Source organism: Methylocaldum sp. MU1018, from assembly GCF_053646775.1.
On sequence record NZ_CM132195.1, the window covers coordinates 2148869 to 2169578 of the forward strand.

The 20710-nt window shown below is 60.3% G+C and carries 15 protein-coding genes and 1 pseudogene; 10 read left to right on the forward strand and 6 right to left on the reverse strand.

The features are described from left to right. Positions 1–11 precede the first annotated feature (11 nt). Positions 12–473, forward strand: a complete 462-nt coding sequence (gene lysM / locus ACWJKU_RS09910) for a peptidoglycan-binding protein LysM (protein ID WP_454142145.1) — start codon at positions 12–14, stop codon at positions 471–473. A gap of 78 nt (positions 474–551) precedes the next feature. After that, positions 552–1326: pseudogene (locus ACWJKU_RS09915) on the forward strand (IS5 family transposase). A gap of 41 nt (positions 1327–1367) precedes the next feature. Here the strand turns inward: ACWJKU_RS09915 and parC are convergent. Beyond that, positions 1368–3602, reverse strand: coding sequence for a DNA topoisomerase IV subunit A (gene parC / locus ACWJKU_RS09920; RefSeq protein WP_454142146.1), 2235 nt, complete (start codon positions 3600–3602; stop codon positions 1368–1370). A 240-nt stretch (positions 3603–3842) separates the two neighbouring features. On the opposite strand from parC, the gene pyrC reads away from it, so the two are divergent. Both pyrC and ACWJKU_RS09930 read left to right on the forward strand, forming a co-directional pair. Then, complete coding sequence (gene pyrC, locus ACWJKU_RS09925; protein ID WP_454148100.1) at positions 3843–4889, forward strand: dihydroorotase; 1047 nt, start codon at positions 3843–3845, stop codon at positions 4887–4889. A 74-nt stretch (positions 4890–4963) separates the two neighbouring features. Continuing rightward, positions 4964–6217, forward strand: a complete 1254-nt coding sequence (locus ACWJKU_RS09930) for a lytic transglycosylase domain-containing protein (protein ID WP_454142147.1) — start codon at positions 4964–4966, stop codon at positions 6215–6217. An 11-nt stretch (positions 6218–6228) separates the two neighbouring features. On the opposite strand, the gene ACWJKU_RS09935 is transcribed toward ACWJKU_RS09930, so the two are convergent. Beyond that, on the reverse strand, positions 6229–6576 hold the full coding sequence (locus tag ACWJKU_RS09935; RefSeq protein ID WP_454142148.1) for a DMT family transporter: 348 nt from the start codon (positions 6574–6576) through the stop codon (positions 6229–6231). A gap of 830 nt (positions 6577–7406) precedes the next feature. Here ACWJKU_RS09935 and ACWJKU_RS09940 point away from each other — a divergent pair. Then, the gene (locus tag ACWJKU_RS09940; protein WP_454142149.1) at positions 7407–7721 is read left to right on the forward strand and encodes a BON domain-containing protein; all 315 of its coding nucleotides are present in this window, start codon (positions 7407–7409) and stop codon (positions 7719–7721) included. A gap of 32 nt (positions 7722–7753) precedes the next feature. On the opposite strand, the gene ACWJKU_RS09945 is transcribed toward ACWJKU_RS09940, so the two are convergent. The 4 genes from ACWJKU_RS09945 to ACWJKU_RS09960 all read right to left on the reverse strand — a co-directional run bounded on the left by ACWJKU_RS09945 (position 7754) and on the right by ACWJKU_RS09960 (position 14084). Continuing rightward, on the reverse strand, positions 7754–9268 hold the full coding sequence (locus ACWJKU_RS09945; protein ID WP_454142150.1) for a R3H domain-containing nucleic acid-binding protein: 1515 nt from the start codon (positions 9266–9268) through the stop codon (positions 7754–7756). 120 nt (positions 9269–9388) lie between these two features. Then, positions 9389–10879: a SpoVR family protein gene (locus ACWJKU_RS09950; protein WP_454142151.1), complete on the reverse strand. Its 1491-nt coding sequence runs from the start codon at positions 10877–10879 to the stop codon at positions 9389–9391. Then, on the reverse strand, positions 10876–12138 hold the full coding sequence (locus ACWJKU_RS09955; protein ID WP_454142152.1) for a YeaH/YhbH family protein: 1263 nt from the start codon (positions 12136–12138) through the stop codon (positions 10876–10878). The genes ACWJKU_RS09950 and ACWJKU_RS09955 overlap by 4 nt, the downstream gene beginning before the upstream one ends. Before the next feature lie 23 nt (positions 12139–12161). After that, entirely contained in the window at positions 12162–14084 is a 1923-nt protein-coding gene (locus ACWJKU_RS09960) for a PrkA family serine protein kinase (protein WP_454142153.1), read from the reverse strand. A 508-nt stretch (positions 14085–14592) separates the two neighbouring features. Between ACWJKU_RS09960 and ACWJKU_RS09965 the strand changes: the two genes are divergently transcribed. From ACWJKU_RS09965 to ACWJKU_RS09985, 5 genes are all read left to right on the forward strand, one after another. After that, a complete protein-coding gene (locus tag ACWJKU_RS09965; protein ID WP_454142154.1) occupies positions 14593–15909 on the forward strand; it encodes an ABC transporter substrate-binding protein in 1317 nt (438 codons plus the stop codon). Next, positions 15906–16769, forward strand: coding sequence for a carbohydrate ABC transporter permease (locus ACWJKU_RS09970; protein ID WP_454142155.1), 864 nt, complete (start codon positions 15906–15908; stop codon positions 16767–16769). Before ACWJKU_RS09965 ends, ACWJKU_RS09970 begins: the two co-directional genes overlap by 4 nt. A 1-nt stretch (position 16770) precedes the next feature. Further along, positions 16771–17607, forward strand: a complete 837-nt coding sequence (locus tag ACWJKU_RS09975; protein WP_454142156.1) for a carbohydrate ABC transporter permease — start codon at positions 16771–16773, stop codon at positions 17605–17607. A gap of 14 nt (positions 17608–17621) precedes the next feature. After that, the gene (locus ACWJKU_RS09980; RefSeq protein ID WP_454142157.1) at positions 17622–18755 is read left to right on the forward strand and encodes an ABC transporter ATP-binding protein; all 1134 of its coding nucleotides are present in this window, start codon (positions 17622–17624) and stop codon (positions 18753–18755) included. A gap of 87 nt (positions 18756–18842) precedes the next feature. After that, complete coding sequence (locus ACWJKU_RS09985) at positions 18843–20630, forward strand: glycoside hydrolase family 15 protein (protein WP_454142158.1); 1788 nt, start codon at positions 18843–18845, stop codon at positions 20628–20630. The last annotated feature ends 80 nt before the right edge of the window (positions 20631–20710 follow it).

Sequence of the window (20710 nt, forward strand, 5' to 3'; positions counted from 1 at the left end):
GAGTGACGATCATGGGACTTTTCGATTTTGCAAAGGATATCGGGCACCGCCTGTTCAGCGAGGAAGGCCAGGCCGCCCGAAAAATAGAAGAGCACATCAACGAAAACAATCCCGGCATCAAGAACCTGAAGGTGGATTTCCGGGATAACGTCGCCTATCTGTCCGGCGAGGCCGATTCGGCGGAAGCCTTACAGAAAGCGGCGCTGATGGCCGGCAACATCAAGGGCGTCGAGGCGGTGAAGGTGAATGACGTCAAGCTGCCGGCGGGCGTGTCGAGCCCGGAGGCCGTGGAGACATTCGGCGATACCCGGTACTACGTCATTCAGCCGGGCGACACACTTTCCAAAATCTCGCAGCAGTTCTACAAGGACCCGAACAAATATTCGAAGATTTTCGAGGCGAACCGGGAAGTCATCAAGAATCCCGATCTGATTTTTCCGGGCCAGAAGATACGGATTCCGACCGAGCATTAGGGCATTTCGAATTCGGCCGCGGGAACGGTTAGAGCGTGTTATGAACTTTTTGCTAGAGAAGTGATTATTACAAGCATGATGACTCGTAAACCTTATCCTAGCGATGTGTCGGACGGCGAATGGATGTTCGCGGCCCCTTATTTAACCTTGATGAAGGCGGACGCGCCCCAACGCCAGCACGATCTGCGTGAGATCTTCAATGGTCTGCGCTGCTTGGTGCGGGCCGGTGCGCCCTGGCGGCTGTCGCCGCATGACCTGCCGCCGTGGCAAGCCGTTTATCAATAGCCCCAGCGTTGGCTTGCAGCCGGCTGCTTCGAAGCCATCGTGCACGATCTCCGAGAGATTTTGCGCCAGGCCCAAGCCGGAAAGCGCGGCCCCGTGCCGTCATCTTCGATGGGCGAACGCTGCTATCCAGTTGTGAGAGCGGTGTGAGGGCCGGTTACGATGGCTACAAGCGCAAGAAGGGCAGCAAGGTCCATAGGGCCGTCGATACCTTGGGCCATCTGCTGGTCACGCCGGCCAACGAGCAAGAGCGTGCTCAAGTGGCGGAACTGGCGCGCTCCGTTCAACAGGTTACAGGCCGGCCTGTCGAAGTGGCGTTTGTCGATCAGGGATACACCGGCGACGAGGCGGCCGAGGCCGCCCGCCAGCAGGATATTCGGCTGGACGTGGTCAAGCTGCCGGAGGCCAAAAGAGGCTTTGTGCTGTTGCCCCGGCGGTGGGTGGTGGAGCGCAGTTTCGGCGCTTGGCTCGCGATTATGAACGATTGGCCGAAACCTTGGCGCGCTTGCACTTTGTCGTCTTTGCCATCCTCATGCTCGTCAAGGCCGCTCCACTGCTCCAAAGTGCATAACACGCTCTAGCCCGCTCCCGCAAAGGAGCGTCGGCCGAGTCTTAGCCCGGAAGCGTCAGTTGCTCCACCCGTTGAAACCCTTTCGGCAGCGGATTTCCGCGGCGCGCGCGGGTTCCTTGGTAATGGACGAGATCCTTGGCGGTCAAGTTCAAGCTCCGCTTGCCGCAGTGGACCTTCAGCCCGGCGCCGGGGAGTAGCGCGATCGCGGCTACCGCGTAATCCTGCCGCGCGGCCAGATCGTTCGGTTGAATCTGGATCAGTTTGTTGCCCTTACCCTTGTTGAGGACAGGAATCTCGTTGACCGGGAACACCAGCAGACGGCCCTGGGCCGTTGCGATCGCGACCAGATCGGATTCGGGTTGTCCGACCCGGACCGGGGTCAGGACCTTCGCGTGTTCCGGCACCGTCAGCAGAGCCTTGCCCGCCCGGTTCTTGGTATGGAGTTCCTTGAGCTGAGTGATGAAGCCGTAGCCGCTGTCGGTCGCGAACAGATACCAGTCATCGTCCGCGCCCGCCAGCACCGCCTTGAACAGCGCGCCCGGCGGCGGGTTGAGGCGCCCGGTCAAGGGTTCGCCCTGGGACCTTGCCGAGGGGAAGTCATGGGCCGGCACCGCGTAGCTTCGTCCGGTGGAATCGAGAAAATAGGCCGGCTGGTTGCTGCGCCCGAGCGCGGCGGAGAGAAAGCTGTCGCCGGACCGGAAAGCCAGCGCGGAGGGGTCGATGTCGTGCCCTTTGGCGGCGCGAATCCAGCCTTTTTCCGAAAGAATGAGCGTGACCGGCTCGCTGCCGATCACCGCCGTGATGTCCAGGGCTTGCGACGCCTGGCGGGCGACGATGGGCGAGCGGCGCGCGTCGCCGTATTTTTCGGCATCCTGTTTCAGCTCGTTCTTGATGAGGTTATTCAGCTTTTTTTGCGATCCCAGCGTGGCTTCAAGCGAGGCCCGCTCCTTTTCCAGCTCGTCCTGTTCGCCGCGTATCTTGATTTCTTCGAGCTTGGCCAAATGGCGCAGCTTCAGTTCCAGAATGGCCTCGGCTTGCGCATCGCTCAGCCCGAAGCGCGCCATCAGCACGGGCTTGGGCTCGTCCTCGTTGCGGATGATCGCGATCACCTCGTCGATATTGAGGTAGGCGATCAGCAAACCTTCCAGGATGTGCAGGCGCGCGACGACCTTGTCCAGCCGGTATTGAAGCCGCCGGCGCACGGTTTCCGTGCGATAACTCAGCCATTCCAGCAGGATTTCCTGGAGATTCTTGACCTGCGGCTTGCCGTTCAGGCCGATCATGTTGAGATTGACCCGGTAGGTCTTTTCCAGGTCGGTAGTCGCGAACAGATGCGACATCAGTTGATCCGCGTCGATACGCCGGCCGCGCGGCATGATGACCAGCCGGGTCGGGTTCTCGTGATCGGACTCGTCGCGGAGGTCCTCCACCATCGGGAGCTTCTTCGCCTGCATCTGCGCGGCGATCTGTTCCATGATCGCGTTGCCGGACACCTGATGGGGCAAGGCGGTGACGACGATGTTCCCGTCTTCCGGTTCCCAGCGCGCCCGCAAGCGGATCGAGCCGTTCCCGGTCCGATACATGCGGACGATATCCTGGCGCGGCGTGATGATCTCGGCCTCGGTGGTGAAATCCGGCCCCTTGATCGAGTCGCACAGTTCCTCGACGCCGAGCCGCGGGTCGTCGAGCAAGCGAATGCAGGCGTCGACCACCTCGCGCAGATTGTGCGGCGGGATATCGGTCGCCATGCCCACCGCAATGCCGGTCGAGCCGTTCAGCAGCACGTTCGGCAAGCGCGCCGGCAAAAGGGCCGGTTCTTCCAGAGTGCCGTCGAAATTCGGCACCCAGTCGACCGTGCCCTGCTCCAGTTCCGACAACAGGGTTTGGGCGTACGGTGTCAGGCGCGCCTCGGTGTAGCGCATGGCCGCGAACGACTTGGGGTCGTCCGGCGAGCCCCAGTTGCCCTGCCCGTCGATCAGGGGGTAGCGGTAGGAAAACGGCTGGGCCATCAGCACCATGGCTTCGTAGCAGGCCGAATCGCCGTGAGGATGGTATTTACCCAAGACGTCGCCGACCGTGCGGGCGGATTTCTTGTACTTGGCCTGAGCCGACAAACCCAGCTCGGACATGGCGTAGACGATGCGCCGTTGCACCGGCTTGAGCCCGTCGGCGATGTTGGGCAAGGCGCGGTCTAGGATGACGTACATGGAATAGTCCAGATACGCCTTCTCGGTGAAATCTTTGAGAGGAATGCGTTCGTGGGAAACGGAATTCACGGGTTTTCGGTCGAGCGTTGATGAACAAATGGCTTGGGCGGCCGTATCTCCGCCACCGTGTTGATGGATCATTTTAAGTCTTTTCGGCGCGAACTGCTTATCGCAATCGCGAAACGCCGGGCGCCCCGGTATCCCCGAATACGGCAAGGCGGTCGGCGAAGCGCGGGTTTGTGTCGTCGGTCAAACTACGGCGACGGCGAATCTTGTAAGATGACGTCTTTCGAAAACCACGGCTTGCCCATGCAAAGACTGACCATCACCTGCCCCGACGACTGGCATTTGCACCTCCGGGACGGCGCCGCGATGCGCGACGTGCTGCCGGACAGCGCGCGCCGATTCGCCCGGGGGCTCATCATGCCCAATCTCAAGCCGCCGGTGACGACGGTGGCGGACGCCCTCGCCTATCGCCGCCGCATTCTGGACGCCTTGCCGGCCGGACTTGCATTCGATCCGCTGATGGCGATCTATCTCACCGAGGGAACTTCGCCCGAGGAAATCCGGCGAATTGCCGAAGAGCCCGGGGTCGCGACGCTGAAGCTTTATCCCGCCGGCGCGACCACTCATTCGGAAGCCGGGGTCGCGGCGCTGGAAAAAATCTACCCGGTGCTCGAAGCGATGGAGCGGCACGGCGTTCCCTTGCTGGTTCACGGCGAGGTGACGGATCCCGAGATCGATATCTTCGACCGGGAAAAAGCGTTCATCGACAGGCATCTGACCGCCATCGCGGCGCGCTTTCCGTCGCTCCGCATCGTTCTGGAACACGTCACCACTCGCGACGGCGTTCAATTCGTGAAGGACGGCGGACCGAACATCGCGGCTACCCTCACCGCCCATCATCTGCTTTATAATCGCAACGCCTTGCTGGCCGGCGGCATACGTCCCCATTTTTACTGTCTGCCGGTATTGAAGCGCGAAGCCCATCGTCTGGCCTTGGTGGAAGCGGCCACCGGCGGCAACCCGAAATTTTTTCTCGGAACCGACAGCGCGCCTCACCCGCGAAGCCAGAAAGAATCGGCCTGCGGCTGTGCCGGCTGTTATACCGCGCACGCGGCGCTCGAACTTTACGCCACGGTTTTCGAAGCTGTCGGCGCGCTGGATAAGCTGGAAGCCTTCGCCAGCTTCAACGGCCCGGATTTTTACCGTTTGCCGCGCAACCGCGCGAAGATCGTTCTCGAAAAAAGCGAGTGGACGGTTCCGGATCGCATGACGTTCGGCGACGACACCCTGATACCGCTGAAGGCGGGCGAAACGCTAGGCTGGCGTGTAGTCGGGCGACTGCAACCTTAGAAGAAAACGTTGCGCATCGCCGGAATCATGGCCGGCCAGGGATGGCATTGGGAACTTCCGTCAAGAGGTGATTCGTGTCCGGTCGCAAGTCGATCTCCAAAGAGAATTCTTCGCTGCCTCCCGCGCCGTCCTCCGACTCCTCCGCAACAGCGCCGTGCAAATCGCACGAACCCGTCCAGACCGAACTGCCGCTGGAAACGCCAGATTCTTCCGCTGCCGCAACGTCAACGTCCAAAAAGCGGCGAACCCCAAGTCCAACCCAACCCAAAAAGAAACGGACACGAACCAAAAAAAGCGCCGCGAAAGCCGGGCGGCTGACGCCAGGACAATGGACCGCCGTCATCGGCACCGAAATTCTGGCGTTGGCGGCATCGGCCCTGATCGGCATCATCGCGGTGCTGGGACGCTCCGCGGATTGGTTTGCCGGGACCGGGTTGTGGTCCAATCTGCTGCCTTTCGCCGCCACGGTTCTCGGCGTCGGCATCGCGACCGCCGTGCTGCTGTGGCTCTGGCTGGGCATGCGCGCCAGGCTGGTGCTCAAGAGCGCGGTTCTGCCCGCCGTCCCGGCGGTTTTCGTGGCCGCCGGCGCCGGCTGGTTCGCCGTTCAAGATGAATTCGGCCGCGACCTCGGCAAGCTTCGCGTCCTGGTCGGGGGCATGCAGGAGGCCGAGCGCACCACGATCGCGCATCAGGTGTTCGCCGCCTATCGGCGTTCCGATCTGACCCAGATGCAGCGCATGATGGAGCGCGCCCAAGTCTATCTGCCGACGATCCGCGAAGCCGCGAAAGCCTTCGATGTCGATCCCGAGATCATGGTCGGCGTCGGCGCGACGGAATCGTCGTTCTATCCGCGCGACAGCAAAGACGGCGGTCGTGGACTTTTTCAAATCACCGCTCCGCCGAAGTTCGCCGTCAGTGTCGTCAAGAAGCATCTGGACGTCGACAGCTTGGACATGCTCAACCAGCGCCACAACACCTTCGTGGCGGCGGCGACCCTGCATAATTATCTGGGGGAAATGCGCGGCGACTTGTTCCTCGGCCTTCTCGCCTACAACATCGGGCCGGCCAACGGCGGCTTGCGCTCGATCATGACCCAGTACGGCGCCCGCGATTTCGTGACGATCCAGCCTTATCTGCAAAACCTTCCCCGCGACTATCCGATCCGGGTTCTGACGGCCGCCCTGTCTTACCGATTGTGGCGCACCGAAGGACGGCTGCCGCGTTACGAGGAAGGCCGCAATGCCATGCACATTCAAAGCGTCGGCATACCCGGCCTGGATCGGGAATTTTCGTCTAAAAAACGTGCCGGCAAGAACGATTCGGCGTAAAAAGCGCCGAATCAATTTTCGCCATGCAGAAGCTTCAGCCCCGCCACTCCCAGGATGATCAGCAGGACGCAGGCTACTCGCGCGAGATCTCTGGGCTCGCCGAACAACACCATGCCGAGAATCGCCGTCCCCGCAGCGCCTATTCCCGTCCAGACGGCATAACCGGTGCCTACCGGTATCGTTCTCAGCGCCCAGGACAGAAAGACAACGCTGATGATCATGCCGACAGCCACCCATAAACTCGGCCACCAGCGCGTAAACCCTTCGGTAAATTTCAATCCAACCGCCCAGGCCACCTCGAATAGCCCGGCAATAAACAAGTATGTCCAACCCATGATCGAAAGAATTTGACGTTTCAATCCGCGCCCGGCTTCATCCGCCGGACGAGAACCCGTCGGCGGATCGCCCCGCCTCGTGGGCGGGGGGTGCTGGAAGGATAACGATGCCTCCCATCGTCGTCGATTCGGAAATTCGCCCTGAAGGGGAGGTTTCAGCTCCGCTGCTCTTCGAGTCAGGCCAGCAATGTGTTCCGATGAAGCGAGCCCGTCAGAGTGTACGTATATTACTCGATTATCCCGTTTCGTTGATGCGGGTCCGATGGTGTTCGCCCCGAACCTGCCGGGATAGGCTATCGATGTCTAGCCGAAGGGCGGCATGACCGTAATTGCCTTATTAAAAATAAGGAAATCTACGTATATTTAATCCGACTGCCGTGCGTTTAAATAGCCCGACCTGAGATGGTCTTGGGTCCGGGCAACGGATGCTCCGGCAGGGCGACATCGTGGAGGTATTGCCGCTCCGGAACGGGATGTTCCCCGATGCGACCAGGATGTTGCGAATGAGGTCGGAACGCTCCGATGGATTTGGGCGCTCCCCATCATCGGGCCGGGATGCCCGACACGGACATGGAATGCTCCGCATGTAACCGGACTGATCCGAATTTGGCTGGGATGTATTTTGGGAACAAGGAAGTTCCACTTTTCTTCCTTCGTTCATGCGCTTACACATCCGGCCGCACGGCAATCGCCGTTCCGGCGGGTTTCGCGCATTCGCTTATCCTCATCGTCCGCAGGGCCGGGAATGCCGCCAGCCGAAAGGTTTTTGCGGGCCTTCGAAACTTGCAGCCCTTCCCGAAAAGCATCCTGTGCGAGAAGTCCTTCGCCGTTCATCAGTCAAAGGAGTGAATAACATGATGAGAAGAAGACAATTTCTTGCTCTCGCCGCAGCCGCCGCGGTCGTCGGTTGCTCCGGTTCGAAAACCCGCGAAAGCACCGGCGAATATCTCGATGACGCGACGATAACCTCAAAGGTAAAGGCCGCCTTACTGAAAGATGAAGTCGTCAAAGGGCTCGATATTCAAGTCGAAACCTTCAAAGGCACGGTGCAACTCAGCGGCTTCGCCGATACGGCGACGGAGAAACAGCGCGCCGAAGCGATCGCGCGAGACGTCTCCGGCGTACGAGCCGTCAAAAACGACATCCGGCTGAAGAGCAGCGGCCTATAGAGGATGCGGCGGGCTCGCGAGCGGCGAACCGGTCACACGGGATAAATCACCAAATGCCGGTGAGGTTCAAGGCCGATACTTTCTGCAACCAGGCCGTGGCGGGTCACGATGCGGTGCTGCATTTGGCGCAAGGCAGCCGAACGGGGCGCGAGTTCCGCCATGACGCCATCGGCCTTGACCTGCTGTACGGCGCGCTCGGTCTCGCGCACCATATCCCCGACCTCGTCCTGTTTGTCGCCGGGCACGATATGGAATAGCCCGCGCAGGAGCTGCCGAATCTGAGCGGTCGTGTTCTTCTTGACGGCATGGACGGGCAGATGAGCGGACTGAACGATGCGTCTCAGGCTCGCGTCGTCTTCCCGCGCCCGCAAAGTGATAATGAGATCGGCCTGATCCGCATACCTTACGGTGCGCGCTTCCAGGTGAAGGTCCCGAATCACGCGCTCCACGGAATCGCGGCTGAGCGCATAGGCGTAGATGCGAACCGGCCGTTGCTGGTCGGCGCGAACGAACGAAACCTGGTTCGGTCTTTCCCCGGTCGGCTCGGGTTCACCCGGCGTCGCCGACCGAACGGCGCCCGGCCCGCGGCGCCGAATGCCCTTGGGCTGTATGCCGCCGAGAATGGCATCGACCGCCTGCGCCGTATCCGGGTGTACGACCACCTCGTCCCTGGCGATGATTTCCACGACGATATCGAAGGTGGGCGGCGCTTTCCGCTCGCTGACGGTTTTTTGCGTGCCGCGAAGGCGGGCCTCTTCGTCGCTGAGGGTGACCGATTGCACGCCGCCGATCAAATCGGACAGCGTAGGATTCATCACCAGATTTTCCAGAGTGTTACCGTGGGCCGTTCCGATCAGCTGAACGCCTCGCTCGGCAATGGTGCGCGCCGCCATCGTCTCCGTCGCCGTGCCGATTTCGTCGACGATGATCGCTTCCGGCATATGGTTTTCCACCGCCTCGATCATCACCGCATGCTGTCGATCCGGATGCGGCACCATCATTCGCCGGGCGCTGCCGATGGCCGGGTGCGGAATATCGCCGTCGCCGGCGATCTCGTTGGACGTGTCGATCACGACCACGCGCTTGCCGAAATCGTCGGCCAGCACGCGCGCCACCTCTCGGAGTTTGGTCGTCTTGCCGACGCCGGGGCGGCCGAGCAGCAAGAGACTCTTGCCGCTCTCCACCAGATCCCGAATCAGATCGATGGTTCCGAATACCGCGCGCCCGACGCGCAGAGTCAGGCCGATGATCTCGCCGCGCCGATTGCGGATGGCCGAGATGCGGTGCAACGTTCCCTCGATACCGGCGCGGTTGTCGGCGCCGAATTCGCCCACGACGGAGATCACGGCATCGAGGTCTTCGCGGGCGACCGGGCGGTTCGATAAATGGACGGCCGCAGCGGGATAACGGGCCTGCGGCGACCGCCCCAAATCCAGGATGATTTCCAGCAATTCATCGTGGGCCTGCCGCGCGAGGGATGCCTGAAGCTCTTGCGGCAGGAGTTTTGTGAGTAAATGAAGGTCGTCCGGGCGGGTCTTGGTGGTCACGGTTTTATACGAGCGTCCTTTTCAAGCGCTGTCCGAGACTGAAAAAGCGGCTGAGCGCCGAATCGAGGACGTCCCGGTCGATCCCGGCGTGCCGCGTGTCCGATCGAAGGCGAATCCGGGTCAGTCGCATTCGTAAGATTTCTGAACCCTCCCGTTCTCGTCCACGGTCTCGAGCCTCGCCTTGAATCCCCACAGCCGGCGTACGTGCCGCAGCATCTCGTTGGTGCTCTCCCCCAGGGGACGGCGGTGATGCTGGTAGTGACGCAGGGTCAGCGAGCGGTCGCCCCGGGTGTCCACCCGGTAAACCTGAATGCTGGGCTCCAGGTTGCCGAGGTTGTACTGATCCGAGAGCACCTGGCGAACGGCCCGGTAGCCGTCTTCGTCGTGAATGTGGGTGATTTCCAGCTCGTCGTTCAGATCGTCGTCCAGCACGCTGAACAGCTTGAAATCTCGAATGACCTTGGGCGAGAGGTATTGCGCGATGAAACTCTCGTCCTTGAAGTTGCGCATGGCGAAATCCAGCGCCTTGATCCAGTCGCTGCCGGCGAGATCCGGGAACCATCTGCGATCTTCTTCGGTGGGTTGTTCGCAGATGCGGCGAATGTCGCTCATCATGGCGAATCCCAGGGCATACGGGTTGATGCCCGAAAAATGATTGCTGTGATACGGTGGCTGGCTGATGACGTTGGTATGCGATTGCAGGAATTCCAGCATGAAGCCGTCGGTCACCAAGCCTTCGTCATAGAGCTCGTTCAGCAGGGTGTAGTGCCAGAACGTCGCCCAGCCCTCGTTCATCACCTTGGTCTGGCGCTGGGGATAGAGATATTGGGCGATCTTGCGGACGATGCGGATCACCTCGCGCTGCCAGGATTCCAGCAACGGCGCGTTCTTCTCGAAGAAATAAAGAAGGTTTTCTTCGGGCTCGGCCGGAAAATGCTGGGCTTGCTCCTGAAAGTATTTTTCCTTTTTCGGAACCGTGCGTAGCCACAGATCGTTGATCTGCGACTGAAGATATTCCTCCCGTTCCTTCTGCCTGAGCTTTTCCTCGAGCATCGAAAGCGCGGGAGGCCGGCGATAGCGGTCCACGCCGTAGTTCATCAGGGCATGGCAGGAGTCCAAGAGTTCCTCCACCGCGGCGACGCCGTAACGTTCCTCGCATTCGGCGATGTAATTGCGGGCGAACACCAGGTAATCGACGATGGCGTCGGCATTGGTCCAGGTCTTGAACAGGTAATTGTTCTTGAAGAACGAGTTATGTCCGTAACAGGCGTGGGCGATGACCAGCGCTTGCATGGTCATGCTGTTCTCTTCCATGAGATAGGCGATGCACGGATTGGAATTGATGACCAGTTCGTAAGCCAGCCCCATGTATCCGCGTCGGTAGCTTTTTTCGACGGTCAGAAACTGCTTGCCGAAGGACCAATGCGGGTAAAACACCGGCATGCCCGTGCTCGAATAGCAGTCCATCATCTGTTCCGAGGTGATGACCTCGATTTGGTTGGGGTAAGTGTCCAGTCCGAGATCGGCCGCGATCCGGCCGATCTCGGCGTCGTAGATCTGAAGGAGCTCGAACGTCCATTCGGAGCCTTCTGAAAGAGGTTTGCGGCTCATGCCTGCTGCTTCTTGAAAAGTTCTCTAAAGACCGGATAAATGTCCGCGGCGCTGTAAATCGGCTGCATGGCGAAATTCGGCCAAAGATCCGCCACCTTTTCGTATTCCATCCATAAACTGTGCGGTTCGTGGTTGTTGATCTCGATGTAGGCGTAATACTGCACGCTCGGCATGATGTCCTCGATCAGCAAGCGCGAACAATTGGTCGAGTCCTCGGGCCAGTTGTCGCCGTCCGACGCCTGGGCACCGTAGATGTTCCAGTCGCCCGAAGGATACCGGTCGCGAATGATGCCTCTCATCAGTTCGAGCGCGCTCGATACCACGGTTCCGCCGGTTTCCCGGGAGTAGAAGAAATCCTGCTCGTCCACCTCCAGCGCCACCGTATGATGCCGGATGAAGACCACGTCCGTCTTTTCGTAATTTCGCGTAAGAAAGAGATAGAGCAATAGAAAAAAGCGTTTCGCGAGATTCTTTTTGACTTCGTCCATGGAGCCGGAAACGTCCATGAGACAGAACATCACGGCCTGGGTGCTGGGCTTCGGAACCTGAATCCGATTCCGGTAGCGCAGATCGAGCGTGTCGAGAAACGGCACCGCCCGGATCTTTTGCTCCAGCAGGGCGATCTCCTCGTCCAATGCGGCGATACGCTCCCGGTCCGGCTCATTGCTGCGAAGCAATTCGGCCAGCTCGGCTTCCAGCCTCCGTTTCCGGTCCGCCGACGGCGCCCGCAGTGCCGTGCGGCGAGCCAAGGCCTCCCGCATCGAGCGGACGACGTGCAGGTTCGAAGGCGATCCGTCGCTGGTGAAACCCGCCCGCTGGCTCTTGAAAGCGGCCTCCCTCGCCAGTTGCCGCTTCACCATGTTCGGCAGCTCGAGATCCTCGAAGATGAACTCCAGAAATTCTGCGCGCGACAACTCGAAGACGAATTCGTCCATGCCGTCGCCGCTGTCGCTGGCCCGATTGCCGGAACCGCCGTCTCCGTCTTCCGGGCGCGGCACTTTGTCGCCGGCGATGAACTCCTTGTTGCCGGGTTGCACGATTTCCCGTCGCCCGCCTGGGCCGTGCCGAAACATCGGTTCCGAAATATCTCTTGCCGGAATCTGGATCTTCTCGCCACGGTCGACGTCCGTTACCGACCGTTTGGCGACGGCATCGGCAACGGCCTTGCGAATCTGCCCGCGAAAACGCTGGAGAAAGCGCTGCCGATTGACAGCGCTTTTGTTCTTGGGGTTCAAGCGACGGTCTATGAATTGACTCATGGGCTTCAATACCTATCGTCCGGTTAAGAGGACTTGCGCACCCTGAGATACCATTCGCACAACAGCCGCACCTGTTTGGGCGTGTACCCTTTGTGAACCATGCGGTTCACGAATTCTTCATGTTTCTTCTGGTCGTCCGCCGATGCCTTGGCGTTGAAGGAAATCACCGGCAGCAATTCCTCCGTGTTGGCGAACATCTTCTTCTCGATCACCGCACGCAGCTTTTCGTAGCTGGTCCAGGCCGGGTTCTTGCCGGCGTTCTTGGCGCGGGCGCGCAGCACGAAGTTCACCACTTCGTTGCGGAAATCCTTGGGATTGCTGATACCGGCCGGTTTTTCGATCTTTTCGAGCTCCTCGTTGAGCGCCCTGCGGTCGAAACTCTCGCCGGTATCGGGATCCCGGTACTCCTGATCCTGAATCCAGAAATCGGCATAGGTGACGTAGCGGTCGAAGATGTTCTGTCCGTACTCGGAATACGACTCCAGGTAAGCGGTCTGGATTTCCTTGCCGATGAAATCGATATAGCGCGGCACCAGGAATTCCTTGATGAAGCGCAGATAACGCTCCTGGACCTCGGGCGGAAACTGCTCCTGCGGGATCTGTTGCTCGAGCGTGTACAACAAGTGAACGGGGTTTGCCGCGACTTCGGAATGGTCGAAGTTGAACACTTTCGACAGAATCTTGAAGGCAAAGCGCGTGGACAGTCCGGTCATGCCTTCGTCGACGCCGGCGAAATCCCGGTATTCCTGGTACGACTTCGCCTTGGGATCGGTGTCCTTCAGATTCTCGCCGTCGTAGACCCGCATCTTCGAGTAGATGTTGGAATTTTCCGGCTCTTTCAGCCGCGACAGCGCCGCGAACTGCGCCAGCATCTTCAGCGTGTGCGGCGCGCACGGCGCATCCGACAGCGAGCTGTGAATCAGGAGCTTCTCGTAAATCTTGATTTCTTCCGACACTCTCAGGCAATAAGGCACCTTGACCACGTAGACGCGGTCGAGAAAGGCCTCGTTGTTCTTATTGTTCTTGAATTGCAGCCATTCCGACTCGTTCGAATGCGCCATGATGATGCCCTCGAACGGGATGGCCGAAAGCCCTTCGGTACCCTTGTAGTTTCCTTCCTGGGTCGCGGTCAGGAGAGGGTGCAGCACCTTGATCGGTGCCTTGAACATCTCGACGAATTCCATGATGCCCCGGTTGCCGAGGCAGAGACCGCCCGAGAAGCTGTAGGCATCGGGATCGTCCTGGCTGAAGCGCTCGAGCTTTCGGATGTCGACCTTGCCGACCAGGGAGGAGATGTCCTGATTGTTCTCGTCGCCCGGTTCGGTCTTCGACACCGCCCGTTGGTCCAGCATGGACGGGCGCACCTTGACGACGCGGAATTTGGTGATGTCGCCGTTGTATTCGTGCAGGCGCTTCACCGCCCAAGGCGACATGATCGTGTTGAAATAACGGCGCGGAATGCCGTATTCATTTTCCAGAATCGGACCGTCCTCCTCCGGGTCGAACAGGCCGAGCGGCGATTCGTTGATGGGCGAATCCTTGATGGCGTAAAACGGCACCTGCTCCATGAGATGTTTCAGCTTCTCGGCCAGCGAGGATTTGCCGCCTCCCACGGGCCCCAGCAAGTACAGGATCTGCTTGCGCTCCTCCAAACCCTGAGCGGCGTGGCGGAAAAATGCCACGATCTGCTCGATGGTCTCTTCCATGCCGTAAAAATCGGCAAAAGCCGGATAGCGTTTGATGACTTTATTGGCAAAAATCCGCGAAAGGCGCGGGTCGAGCCGAGTGTCCACCAACTCGGGTTCGCCGATGGCGATCAGCATGCGCTCGGCGGGGCTTGCATAGGCCGTCGGATCCTTACGGCAGATTTCTAGATATTCCTGAAGCGAATACTCTTCTTCGCGGGTTTTTTCATAGCGGGATTGGTAGTGATCGAAGATACCCATAGATGCGAGGTCTCCTCTGCTTTCGGCAGATGCTCAAAAAGTCTTTAGTCTCCGGCGAGAGGACCGCAAGCTGCCTCGTTCGATATCTTGCTGCTGGATCAGACAACGATCGTATTAACAGTCCCTATCATAGCGAACGTGGCTTTCTAATCCATCCGCACTCGGTGGTGCGGCGCTCGCGGCTCTTACCGCTAAGACGTAGCCTAACATATTTCGGTTCCTCGGCTGTGCGGCACCCGAGAAAAACTTTATGCCAATGCGAACTGTATCGAGCATGTAACAAAACGGTTTCGAAACGCTCATCGGGCCATGCGCATTGCCCCGTATGCGAAGCAGACTCGCTCCTCTGTATCGTCGCTCCAATGATTTAGAAACAATCGCCGGCCATAACGTTCGGCGAACCCGCGCATCGTCTTCTTTTCCCGCCGGCCTGCCGCACTTGACACGAAACCCGCGCAGGTGTTCCACTCGAAGCACGTTTGAACTCCAAGCAGAACGGACCTCTCCCATGGATGTCTGCCGCCCGAGAGCAGAACGTTTTTTCCCGAGCGAATCCCCGATCCGTTTCGCGGCTCGGCGCTTCTTCGCGTTCTCCGGCCGGATGGGTCTTCTGTCGCTCGGTTTGCTGATATCGTCCTGCCGCCAGCAGGAGCCGGCGGGACCGCCTCACCTGGCCTGGTACGTGTTCGACGAGCCTTCCGGTGCGTTTCGGGAAGCGGCCCGGCGTTGCGCCGAGTCCGCGGAAAACCGCTATCGCATCGATCTCGTTCCTCTCCCCAGCGATGCCGATCAGCAGCGGGAACAGTTGACGCGCCGCCTGGCCGCGCGCGACGAGGCCATCGACATCATCGGCATGGATGTGATCTGGACCGCCGAATTCGCGGAGGCTGGCTGGATACGGCCGTGGCTTTCAGAGCCGGCGCAAGCGGCCATTGCCGGCCGATTCCCGATAACCGTTCGAAGCGCTATTTATAAGAATACGTTTTGGGCGATGCCTTTCACCACCAACGTCCAGTTGCTTTGGTACCGGACCGACCGGGTCCGGACGCCGCCGGACACCTGGGACGAGATGCTCGACGCGGCCGAGCGGCTGGGCAGGAACGGCCGGATTCAAGTTCAGGGCGAACGCTACGAAGGCTTGACCGTGCTGTTCGCCTCCCTGCTCGCCTCGGCCGGCGGCGCGATCCTGAACGCAAAGGGAGATCAGGTCTCCCTGGAACCTGGGCCCACCCGGAAAACCCTGAGCCTGATGAAGCGATTGGCGATCTCTCCCGCCGCCGATCCGGGATTGTCCACCAGCCGGGAAGACCAGGCGCGACTGGCCTTCGAAGCGGGCCATTCGGCCTTCATGCTGAATTACGCCTTCGTCTGGCCCAGCGCCCGGCGGAACGCGCCCGACGTGGCGGCGCACATGGGCTGGGCGCGTTGGCCCGCGGTGCTGCCAGACCGCCCCAGCCGAGTGACGGTCGGCGGTATCGGTCTCGCCGTCAGCGCTTATTCCCGCTATCCCGAACCGGCCTTTCGCGCGGCCGAATGCCTGGCCGGCGCGGATAATCAGCGAATCGCGGCGGAACGCGGCGGACTTCCGCCCACCCTGTCCGCCCTCTACGACGATCCCGCGGTGCGCCGCCGGTTGCCGTTCGCGGACGTGCTGCGGGCGACTCTGGAGGACGCGGCGCAGCGCCCGCAAACGCCGTCGTACACCGACGTATCGCTGGCCATCGGGCGCATTCTCCATCCCATGCGCGACATCGACCCGGAGCGCGACGTCGAGCGTTTGCGGGCGGCGGTGCAGCGCGCCTTGAGTTCGGAAGATTTGCTATGAAGCAAGTCCGAAATTTGCGCGGCTGGCTGCTGTGCGCCCCTGCCCTGGCCGTCATGGCCTTGGTCGCGGCCTATCCGATTCTGTACGCCATCCGGCTCTCGCTTTACCGCTATGACCTTCGCTACGCCGCTCCCCCCGTTTTCATAGGTCTCGGCAATTATTTCGGCGTACTCGGTTCGGAAATCTGGTGGCAGGCGCTCTGGAATACGTGCCTGATCACGATCATTTCGGTCGCTTTCGAACTGCTGCTCGGATTCGCCTTCGCGCTGCTCATGCACAAGGCCGTTTTCGGTCGGCGCATGGTGCGCTCGACGGTTCTCGTGCCTTACGCCATCATCACGGTGGTCGCCGCTCTCGCCTGGAAGTTCGCGTTCGATCCGGCCACGGGTTTCGTCGACGGTTGGCTCGGCATTGATAAAGCCTGGCTCGACCAACGCGGGTCGGCGTTCGCCGTCATCATCTTCAGCGAGATCTGGAAAACCACGCCTTTCATGGCGCTCTTGCTGCTGGCCGGCTTGAGCCTCGTTCCCGACGACGCGCTCAAGGCCGCCAGGGTCGACGGAGCATCCGCCGTGCAGCGCTTTCGACTCATCGTCCTGCCCTTGATGAAGCCGTCCATTCTGGTGGCGCTGTTGTTCCGGACTTTGGATGCATTTCGCATTTTCGATGCGATCTACATGTTGACTCGCGGCGCGCACGGCACCGAATCGGTATCCGTGATCGGGTACAACACCTTGATCGCCCGCCTCGACCTGGGTTTGGGATCGGCGGTGTCGGTGCTGATTTTTCTGTGCGCGCTCGGCATCGCGCTGATCTTCGTCAAGGGCTTGGGAACGCCCTTGCTCCGCGCGGGACGGTGACGTGAACCTCCGGTTTGCCCGGATAGAAAGATATTTCGGCGCCTTGGGAAGCATCCTCGCCGTGACTTACGCCTTATTGCCCGTGGCCTGGATCGTATCGCTGTCGCTCAAGCCGGCGCGGGAACTCAACGACGCGCGTTTTTTCCCGAAAACCATCAGTTTCGAACATTATCGGACGGTCTTCAACGACCCCCAATTTCCGGCCGCGCTCCTGAATTCGATGGGCATCGCCTCGATCGCGACCGGGCTGTCGATCCTGATCGCCGCCTTTGCCGCCTATGCCATCGTCCGGCTCGATTTTCGCGGCAAGCGCTGGATTTTTTACGGCGCGCTCGCAGTCGCCATGTTTCCGCCGATATCCGCGGTCGGCCCCCTGTTCGATCTTTGGCGCACGCTGCGCCTGTTCGATACCTGGCCGGGCTTGATTCTTCCCTATATGAGCTTCACCCTGCCCCTCGCCCTTTGGACCCTGACCGCCTTCTTCCGCGAAGTCCCCTGGGAACTGGAGCAAGCCGCCCGGATCGACGGCGCCACGCCGGCGCAAGCCTTCCGATTGATCATCTTGCCGCTGGCGGCGCCGGGAATCTTCGCCTCGGCCATTCTGGTCTTCATTTTCGCGTGGAACGATTTTTTGTTCGCCGCGTCTCTTACTTCTACGGACCGCGCTCGCACCGCGCCGGTCGCCATCGCGTTCTTCACCGGAAGCTCCCAATTCGAGCTGCCCACCGGTTCGGTCGCCGCCGCTTCCGTGGTGGTCACGCTACCGGTCATCGCCCTGGTTCTGGTTTTCCAGCGCCGCATCATCGCCGGACTCACCGCCGGCGCCGTGAAGGGATGAGGGAACGAACGGAAATGGTCGAAATCGTCCTTGACCATGTCAGCAAACGTTTTTCCGGCGGGACTTGGGCGGTCCGAAAGGCGAGTTTCACCGTGAAAGACGGCGAGTTTTTCATTCTGGTGGGCCCGTCCGGCTGCGGCAAATCCACCCTGCTTCATATGATCGCCGGTTTGGAGGACGTCACCGAAGGCGAAATCCGGATCGACGGCGAAAGGATCAACGAACTCGACCCTAAGGATCGCAACATGGCCTTGGTGTTTCAAAGCTATGCGCTCTACCCGCACATGACCGTCAGGGAGAACATCGCTTTTCCGCTCAAATTGGCCAGGCTCGCGCGGGACGAAATCAGAAGGCGGGTGGATCAGGTCGCGGCCGTCCTCGAACTGGGCCCGCTGCTCGATCGTAAACCTTCGGAACTGTCGGGCGGACAGCGCCAGCGGGTGGCCATGGGCCGGGCGATCGTGCGAAGACCCCGGGCATTCCTGCTGGATGAACCCTTATCCAATCTCGACGCCCGGCTGCGCGTTCAAATGCGCGCCGAGATTGCCGCCCTCCAGGAACGGCTGGGCATCACCACCCTCTACGTGACGCACGATCAAGCCGAAGCCATGATGCTGGGCGACCGCGTGGCGATCCTGCGAAAAGGCGAGATCCAGCAGATCGGAACTCCGAAAGCGTTGTACCGGACGCCACGCAACCAATTCGTGGCGGGCTTCATCGGTTCGCCTTCGATGAATTTCCTCAACGCCGAAATCAGCGGCGCCCATGTGCTGTCGCCCATAGGCCCATGTCCTCTGCCGCCTTCTTTTCCTTTCGACCGCCTGGGCAACCTCAGCCTCGTCGTCGGCATCCGCCCCGAGCATTTTTTTCTGCCGGGATTGCTGGATCGGGCCGGCCTTGTCTTTAGCGCCGAAATCGTTCTGGTCGAATGGCTGGGCGCCGATCTTTACCTCCATGTCCGGCCGGCCCCGTTGCCCCCGGCAGCGCGGGAGAACTCGGAAGTCCGTCGGCCAGAAACGCCTTTGATCGTCCGCGCCCCTCCCGATCTTCGGTTCGAACGCGGCGACAGAATCGAATTGGCTTTCGACGCGAGCAAGATTCAACTGTTCGACGTCGATACCGGCGAAAGTTTTTTGCGGAACCATTGAAACCGATGCCGGTCGATCGGGCCGTATCCGGCCTTCCCGTCGAGCGAAAAGGCGCGTTGCAATGATCAAAACATCCAGGGAACCGTCATGAGCAATCTCGAACTCGGAATCATCGGCAATTGTATGTACAGCGCTCTGGTCGACCGCAAAGGGCGCGTCGTCTGGTGCTGCCTGCCCCGTTTCGACGGCGATCCGATCTTTTGCAGCCTGATCAACGGCGAAGAGGACGAAGTTCAAGAAGGATTCTTCGAGATCGTGATCGACGATTTCGCCCATAGCGAGCAGCACTACGAGCACAATACGGCCATTTTGGTGACCACCCTTTACGATCATCACGGCGCAGCGGTGCAAATTACCGATTTCGCGCCGCGCTTCAGACGCTTCGACCGCATGCACCGTTCGCAACGGCTGATCAGAAAACTTCAGCCGATCAACGGCACGCCGCGGATTTCGGTGCGAGTGCGTCCGACCTTCGATTACGGCGCCAAGCCGATGCAAACGATCCAGGGCTCCAACTATATCCAGTATGTCGCGCCCGGCACGTGTTTCCGCATGACCACGGACATGCCAGTTTCCTATATCCTGGACGAGACGCCTTTTTTGCTGGAAGAAGCCTCGGCGATCACCTTCGGGCCCGACGAACCGCTGCGCTATTCCCTTGCCGAAGCGATCCGCGAGAGCTACGAGCAAACCCTGCTTTATTGGCGCGAATGGACCCGGTCGCTGTCCATTCCTTTCGAATGGCAAAGCGCGGTGATCCGCGCCGCGATCACCCTCAAACTTTGCTGTTTCGAGGAAACCGGCGCCGTGATCGCCGCCATGACCACGTCCATTCCCGAAGCGGCCGGCACGGAACGCAACTGGGATTATCGCTATTGCTGGCTGCGCGACGCCTATTTCGTGGTGAACGCGCTGAACCGCCTGAGCGCGACCGGAACGATGGAAGAATATCTCGACTACATATCGAACATCGCGGCCGGAGCCGGGGACAGCCTGCTTCAGCCGGTTTACGGCATCGCCCTGGAGGAGAAATTGATCGAATGCCGGATCGGCTCGCTCCGGGGTTATCGCAATCACAGGCCGGTGCGTGTCGGGAATCAGGCCTACGAGCACATCCAGAACGACATCTACGGCAGCGTGATCATGGCCGCCACTCAGGCGTATTTCGACCGCCGCCTCGCCCATCCGGGCGATCGGCGTCTTTTCGAACGCCTGGAAAATCTCGGCTATCAATGCGCCAAGCTGTATAACCAACCGGACGCCAGCCTATGGGAGTTCCGCGGGTTCGCTCGCGTTCACACCTTTTCCGCGGTCATGTGCTGGGCCGGCTGCGACCGCCTGGCGCGCATCGCCGATCACCTGGAACTGCATGACCGCGCCGATTACTGGCGCGCCCAGGCGGAGCGGATTCGGACGGAAATCATGGAACGCGCCTACGATCCCGGACGAAATACCTTCGTCGGAAGCTTCGGCGGCTCCGAACTCGACGCGAGCCTTTTGCTGCTGCGCGACCTACAGTTTCTGGCGGCCGACGACCCGCGCTTCATCGGCACCGTGGAGGCGGTGGAAAAGGAATTGCGGCGCGGCAACCATATGATGCGGTATGCCGAACCGGACGATTTCGGCGCACCGAAAAACGCCTTCAACATCTGCACTTTCTGGATGATCGGCGCGTTGGCGGCCATCGGCCGAAAAGACGACGCCCGCGCCATGTTCGAGGAAATGCTTCATTGCCGGAACCATTTGGGGCTCCTGTCCGAAGACACCGACCCGCGGACCGGCGAAATGTGGGGCAATTTTCCGCAGACCTACTCCATGGTCGGAATCATTCATTCGGCCATGGTTTTGTCCAAGCCGTGGGAAGAAGCGTTTTAGGTCCGCAGCCTTAGCGCCGGCTTGCAGAGCACTCTTTCGCCGTAGGACGTATCGCGGCGGGCGCGAATCGGTTCATGAAA